Annotated in this window: 2 protein-coding genes; both read right to left on the reverse strand. The window is 67.4% G+C overall.

The window, feature by feature from the left end:
• Positions 1-5 precede the first annotated feature (5 nt).
• Positions 6-617 (reverse strand): SCO family protein, encoded by a 612-nt coding sequence (locus AC1D15_RS31085; protein WP_477829069.1) that lies wholly within the window; start codon positions 615-617, stop codon positions 6-8.
• A 2-nt stretch (positions 618-619) separates the two neighbouring features.
• On the reverse strand, positions 620-1,540 hold the full coding sequence (gene cyoE / locus AC1D15_RS31090; RefSeq protein WP_477829070.1) for a heme o synthase: 921 nt from the start codon (positions 1,538-1,540) through the stop codon (positions 620-622).
• Positions 1,541-1,640: the final 100 nt, after the last annotated feature.

Genomic DNA, 1,640 nt, shown 5'->3' on the forward strand with positions numbered 1-1,640 from the left:
GCGTTTCAGGTGCTCTTCAGCAAGGCCTGCAGGTCCGACTTCAACGCCTCGCTGCCGCTGCCGTAGCGCGTGAACAACCGCAGCTTGCCGCTCGTGTCGAACACGTACGAGCCGGCGGTGTGGTCCATCGTGTAGCTGCCCTCGGTCTTGCCGGGCACCTTGGCGTAGAACACCTTGAACGACTTCGCGACCGCCGCGGTCTGCTCGGGCGTGCCGCGCAGCGCAACGAAGCTCGGGTCGAAGCTGCCCATGTACGCCTTCAGGATCTCCGGCGTGTCGCGCTCCGGGTCGATCGTGATGAACACGCCCTGCACCTTGTCGCCGTCGGCACCAAGCGCCTTCTTGACCTGGGCGAGCTCGGCCATCGTGGTCGGGCAGACGTCGGGGCACTGCGTGTAGCCGAAGAACACGACCGTCAGCTTGCCCTTGAAATCGGCCAGCGTGCGCGTCTTGCCGTTCTGGTCGGGCAGCGACAGGCCGCTGCCGTAGTCGGCACCGGTGATGTCGACCGCCTTGAAGGCCTGCGTCGACGACGCGAGCTGCGGCAGCTTGTCGCAGCCGGCCAGCAGGCCGACACCAGCGAACAGGAACGCGGTGGCAAGGAATCGGCGTTGCATCGTCACAGCAGGGGGCTCAGGTAGTGGTCCACCAGCAGCGCTGCGAACAGCAGCGACAGGTGCCAGATCGAGAACAGGAAGGTGCGGCGCGCAAGCGCATCGGAATACGAGCGCCACAGCTTCCATGCGTAGCCGGTGAACATCGCACCCAGCACCACGGCCGCGGCCAGGTAGAGCCAGCCGCTCATGCCGAACACGAACGGCAGCAGCGTCGCGGCGAACAGCACGAAGGTGTACAGCAGCACCTGCAGCCGCGTGAACTCGTTACCGTGCGTGACCGGCAGCATCGGCAGGCCGGCCTTGCGGTAGTCCTCGACGCGGTACAGCGCCAGCGCCCAGAAATGCGGCGGCGTCCACAGGAAGATGATCAGGCACAGCATCAGCGCCTCGGGGCCGACCTCGCCGCGCATCGCCGCCCAGCCGAGCACCGGCGGCATCGCGCCCGACGCACCGCCGATCACGATGTTCTGCGGTGTCAGCGGCTTCAGCACCACGGTGTAGATCACCGCGTAGCCGATGAAGGTGGCGAAGGTCAGCCACATCGTCAGCGGGTTCACGAACAGGTACAGGACGGCACTGCCGATGGCGCACAGCACGCCCGAGAACAGCAGCGTCTGCGTGTTGGTCAGCTCGCCCTTGGCGGTCGGCCGCCAGGCGGTGCGGGCCATCTTCGCGTCGATGTGCTGCTCGACCAGGCAGTTGAACGCCGCCGCTGCGGCCGCCACCAACCAGATGCCTGCCGTGCCTGCCAGTGCAGGCTTCCAGTCCGGCAGGCCCGGCACCGCGAGCAGCATGCCGATGACGGCGCAGAACACGATCAGCTGCACCACGCGCGGCTTGGTCAGCGCGTAGAACTGCCGCCAGCGCGGCGGATGGGCGACGCGGGTGTCCGTGGCGGCAGGGGTGGTCAAGGTGTTGGACATGGGCAGCGAACCGCTGATTTTACGAGGCGTGCCCCCAGGCCGCAGCCGCGGGAGAACGCCGCCCGACGGACAAAACGTCCACATGCGCACGCGCCAGCAG

This window comes from Rhizobacter sp. P2_H2, assembly GCF_056403375.1.